3 protein-coding genes are annotated in these 5,248 nt (G+C 52.1%); 1 reads left to right on the forward strand and 2 read right to left on the reverse strand.

Features of this window, described 5'->3' with window-relative positions; translation table 11 throughout:
• Positions 1-233 precede the first annotated feature (233 nt).
• Positions 234-860 carry a replication initiation protein gene (locus IEU99_RS10895; RefSeq protein WP_164931182.1) on the reverse strand — a complete coding sequence of 209 codons (627 nt, stop codon included), beginning with the start codon at positions 858-860 and terminating at the stop codon, positions 234-236.
• Between the two features lie 764 nt (positions 861-1,624).
• On the opposite strand from IEU99_RS10895, the gene IEU99_RS10900 reads away from it, so the two are divergent.
• On the forward strand, positions 1,625-2,107 hold the full coding sequence (locus IEU99_RS10900; protein WP_128890359.1) for a hypothetical protein: 483 nt from the start codon (positions 1,625-1,627) through the stop codon (positions 2,105-2,107).
• A gap of 60 nt (positions 2,108-2,167) precedes the next feature.
• Here the strand turns inward: IEU99_RS10900 and IEU99_RS10905 are convergent, their stop codons facing one another.
• Positions 2,168-2,377 (reverse strand): hypothetical protein, encoded by a 210-nt coding sequence (locus IEU99_RS10905; protein WP_128890360.1) that lies wholly within the window; start codon positions 2,375-2,377, stop codon positions 2,168-2,170.
• Positions 2,378-5,248: the final 2,871 nt, after the last annotated feature.

The following is a 5,248-nucleotide window of genomic DNA, read 5'->3' on the forward strand; positions in this document are numbered from 1 at the left end:
TTGTCGGCTTCCTAAGCGTTGTTTTTGCAGCATGTTCTCCCCAGTGTTTTTGGGCGCTTTCGCGTCCACGTTCGGCTTGTTTTTGTTTGAGCCATTCGTCGGTGGGGATGGGAGCGAAGTTGCGCCATGTCCATCTGGCGACGGAGCGGGCGATGTGGGTGACTTCGTTGTGGCTGAGTGCGCCGCGTGTGTAGTCGTTGGCGATTTTGTCTTCGTTGCGCAGTATGGCGCGGTCAAGGACCGATGGCTTCCCATTCGGCTTGGTCTTGATAGGACCCTCGCCTGGTGTATGCCCATTTGCGTAAGTAGTCGAAGAGATCGACGTTTCGTCCAACGCCGCTGGTGGTGAGTGCTTTGTGGTCGTCGTAGCGCGGGAGTGCGCCGAGGTCGCTCAGTGCTGTGGCGATTTCTTTGAGTCCGTAGCGGTGTTGGTCTTCGCCCCAGATCGGCAGGTGCGCTTCGCTGAGTGGGTTCTTGGTGATCCTGCCGGTAAATGCTGGGTCGCCCTCAAGGAACGTTGCGAGTCCTGATTCGATGCGTGCGAGCAGTCGGATGGGGCGTCGGTTTGCGGCGTCTGTGAGGTACACAGGGGCTGCGAGGGCGTAGACGATGTGTCTTGAGTTGGTGTGGCGGTTTAACGCAGTCCATGAGGGCGCAGGGAGCCCGAGAAGTTCGTCTGCCATGCCGCCGTCGTGGTCGGTGATGATCAGCGACTGCAAAACCAGGGGGTTGGCTTCGATGTACGCCAGCGTGAGTGCTTTGGCTCGCGTGGTGCGTTTGTAGGTGCCGCCTTCCGCGTTGGATGCCAGTGGTGCGCGAGGCATCCAACAAGCGTTGAGGAAGTCGGCGTGAGGGTTCATAGCGACCACTGTTGCACGGGGTAGTCCAAACCCCGGCATTTCCGTCGGCGTCTTCAAAGTTACCGATAACCGAATCAGATATTTCCGGTTTTACGGGACACAAAAGTGACTTGAAGCACACCCGAAGGGTGTCCCTCTGCCACCCCCGCCGGCCCTCCCGCACCGTCGACCACTCAGAGTGCATAAGGTGTACCACTTCGTCACGTTACGTTTTAGGGCAAGGGGTTTTGGTCATGGGTGAGTTCGAAGTCTGCGGGGCAACATTCGCGTGCGCGTCGGTTGGGCGTGCGCGCAGGTTCTGCTCTGCCGGGTGCCGGCAAAAGTCGTACCGGTCGCGGCTACGTGCCCGCATGGTCGCCGCGGGTGTGGTGAACGAAGCCCCGGCGATGCCGTCGAGCCGCTTACTTGCACAGCGTCAAAAACGGCGCCAGGAGCGCCTGAAAAGCGCGGAAAGTCCCCCCGGCGACACGCGATCCTGGTTTCGGAAACGTTGTAAACGGGCTTAGAACGCGATCTTCTTCGGGACATGGCGGCACTGCGGCGACAAGTCAACGCGCAACAACGCCGCATCGAACACCTTAAGCACCCACTCTTGGCACCCAGCCACCCTGAGTCTTGCTGCCATTGTCTTCGTTTATGTAACCTAGACCATACTGACTGGGCGCTAGTGGGCACCTCATCCCAGGGTTGCTCAGCTAGCAAACAGAGCTCGACCACAAGACAACGACCGATTTTTTGGGAGAAACACAGGAAAGCAACATCAAATGAGCCTCAAAACCAAATTTGCAGCTGCTAGTGTTGCGGGTTCGCTTGGGGTTGCTGGGGTAATTCTCCCGTCGACGTTCGGGAGTGGCTTGGCCTATGCAGTCAGTGTCGACACAGCAACTTGGAGCCAGAGTGAACAGGCTTCTTCCGTTGACCAGGAAAAGACGGTTACGGAAAACGGCCACACTTATACGGTGAAGTACCTTGCCGCTGAGGAGATGTTCGTCTCTTACATTGATGGGCAGGAAGTTAACAGAATTTCCTACGACAAGCTCAAGACTAAAGCTGAAGATGCCGAACGGTCGGCAAAGCAAGAGCGTGCGAGTAAGTGTGGCGTTGGTATGGCTGTCGCTGGCGTTGTCAACGGTGCTTTGTGGACTGGTGCTGCTATCGCTGCACCAGCGTCGGCGGGAACAACCATCGCCATCGCAAGTTTTGCGACTTCACTTATCCCGACAGTAGGAGGGGCTGTTGCCTGCTAAAAGCAAATTTCGTCAAGCAATGCTTGTCGCAGGAAGTTGCAGCGCTGGCATCGCTCTTGGTTACGCGATAGGGATCCCAATCGCGGCAGGCAATGGCAAAGGGCTTGGAATGCCCATTATCGCTGCTGTTTTCTTTGCCTCACTTGCTACGGTTTGCTTCGCAACCAGAAAAGTAATCATCTCTGAACCTGAGCAAGCGACAAGAACGTTATTTATCACTTCGATAGCAGGCATTCTGGTGACAGCAGTTACGGCAATCAGCTGCCTCATGTTTCTTCCCGCCTTTTAAGTGCAAATCATTTTTCGACCTTCTTGTGTCGTCTGCCCGTTTGCTTCCACGGCGTCAAAAACAGTGTCAGGAGCGCCTAACGCAGAACCTCCCTCCAGTGGGTAGAAACCCGTCAAGGGGGCGCAAACGGGCTTAGAACGCGATCTGCAGGACAAGGCGGCACTGCGACGACAAGTCAACGCGCAACAACGCCGCATCGAACACCTTGAGCAACAACTACGCATGTTCGGCATCGAAGACCCTGCTTAACCCAACGATTCGGCTCCTACGGAAAGGGTAAAACAATCATGTTCTCAGCAGGAGGGCTTGGGTATTTCGTTATGGGCGAGCAATGTTCGATAACGATTTAGTTCCCCATCTACATTTCGGTTGAAGCCGAGTTGGTCTTTATGACTAAGAGGTTCATTAGACTCCTCTTCATTCCTAAAATACGAATTCTTCAGGATTAACATGTGATATAGCGGATCTAGTTCACCAAGTAACGCAAAGGAGAATGCTTTAATTTTTGTAAAGAGAACAAGGGCGTTTGCTATAGCTTCTGCACTCTAGGTTTCTTCGCAATTGGCAGCTCACTCAGTCAGCGCGGAAGAAGCAAACTCCAGTTACCCAGCACCTCCAAATAATGGCGAACATGGCTACTACTCAGAAGTGAAAGTCGATACCACTGAAGCGAGTTCAATCTCAGAACGAAGCGCTCTGGGCAAAACTCCAGGACCTGGACCTGATTTAGCGTCAAGGGCATTCATATACGTGAAAGGCTCTGGTCTATCTGCAGAGTATGCGCAGGTTGGTTGGCGTGGTGACTACAACGCACTACAAGGTGCAAAGAATGTCTGTGGCGGATCGGTAGATCTCCAATGGACAGACGCAAACGGAAAGCACCAGTCACGTAGCGCCGAGATAAACAACTGCACGACCCTCCCACAGAGAAACTTCCCGGGTCACTACGCAAGCTTTGATCTGCACGGTCAAACATTCTCACCCAATACGAATATTTGCGGAAGATACCGACTAGAGTTCGGTGACTCTCCATGGGCATGTGTAACGATGAAACCTTGAGGTGAAAATGAGCTTCGGACTGATTGAAATCATGGTAGTCGTGATGACGATAGCCATACTTTTATTGCTGATATGGACAGTGATTACGCTGACCAAAAAATTTAAAGAAGGTTTTAAAGAAGGATCAAAAGCGGACGATGCATGAGAAGTCCGCAGATTTTTCCTTCTTCGCCGCTGTCGGCTTGAACTGTTTCACATGACCACTGGTCTTGGTCTCCAAGTCGTACAGCTTCGTCACTAACCTCATTAGCAGCAATCGAATGCACCTCTGTTGCCTTAGCTGCCGATCGTGCTCGGGTACTTAAGGCGAGAACACCGAGACTCAATACGCTTCATGCTCTCTGGGAATCGACGGTCACAGCCGTTGCTCACGCCGCGACAACACACCTCCATTGGCAAGCGCACGGTGAGTGCTTGTGCTGCCTGGTGGGGTGGTACGTCCCCTGTGTGATGAGCGAAACCGCGCAAACTTATCCACACGGCATATAGGCGGTGCATATAGCCCGACTTATCACCCCGATCCGATCACCGATTCTGGGTGAACCGGGTCGGGAAAATAGAAACGCCCTGTTTTGCGCCACTGAACAGCGAAAAACGGGGTATTTTCCCACTTTTTCTGCGACTGGGAAAGTCGGTGAGCCGTCTGGTTACGGGGTGCGAAAAGCTGGCATATAGGAAGACTTATAGCGAAACTTATAAGCGGGGGTGCCACATTCTAACCCTGTCGGTAAAACCCTTGTGTTGCTCTTCCTTCTTTGTTTGATGTGTTCTAGGTCATAACATTTGACTTACTAGGATCCGGAAAAATCATGCCAACACCGGTCTGCGAATAGATAAATCTGTGGAAGAGGCAACAATGGCTATAAAAATTTGAAGCGCTTGGGTTCCTCAGTTGTTGCCTCCTCAATGCTCTGCACTGCTCTGGTTATTCCTGGAATCGCCCCTCAGGCGGATGCTGCTACGTACGTTGGTAAGAACGGTGTTTCAGATCGGATGTTCGACCCGAGTACAGGAACAGTTGCTTCGACGATCAGACTTGATTCGTGCAACGCTAATAAAATGATCAACGCCTGTGACCAAGCAGCAACAGCATCAGGCTTTATAGGACTCTTGACTACTCGAATTCCACAGCTTGGTCCTGGTCTTGCATTTGTTTAAGCGTGAGGTTGGTGCGACCGAGGCGCAATGCGACGTTGCGCCGAAAAGACCCTGGAGTTCAATTTAGGCATGCTCGAAACTCAAGTGTTTATTGCACTCCGAAGTAGCGAATAAGCGTTAAGGAGCAATGATGAAAAATGCCTGGTTAGTGTTTCTTTTAGCACTGGTTGTGTTCTTTGCGAACTGGGCTATGTATAGAAACGGGGTTTTTAGCGAGAACGTCAAAGACTCCATCAATCTTTTGCTTATTGTTGGCTGTGCTTCCTATGGATTTTTTCGAAAGAAGTAGTTTTCGAGTCGCTTCTGTTTTCGTAACCGTACTATCTAGTCTCTTTAACGCATTTGTGAACCGCGCCAATCGAGTATCCGGTTTCTGCCGCAGTGCCTCTCGTGCTTAGTCCAGTTGAGCGGAGTGCTACAACGCGCTTCCGTTTCTCTTCTGCCTTAGCTAAATAATCCCTCCTAGGTTCTGAAGTCCAGCGGATTATTGAACTTTGTGTAGCCCCAGTTTTTTCATGAAGTTCCCTTAGCGGCCAGCCATTTCGTTGATGTTCTTTCAGCATTTTTAGGAACCTTTGTCGGCTTCCTAAGCGTTGTTTTTGCAGCATGTTCTCCCCAGTGTTTTTGGGCGCTTT

The organism is Corynebacterium pelargi, from assembly GCF_014635485.1.
In the GTDB taxonomy this organism is placed as follows: domain Bacteria; phylum Actinomycetota; class Actinomycetes; order Mycobacteriales; family Mycobacteriaceae; genus Corynebacterium; species Corynebacterium pelargi.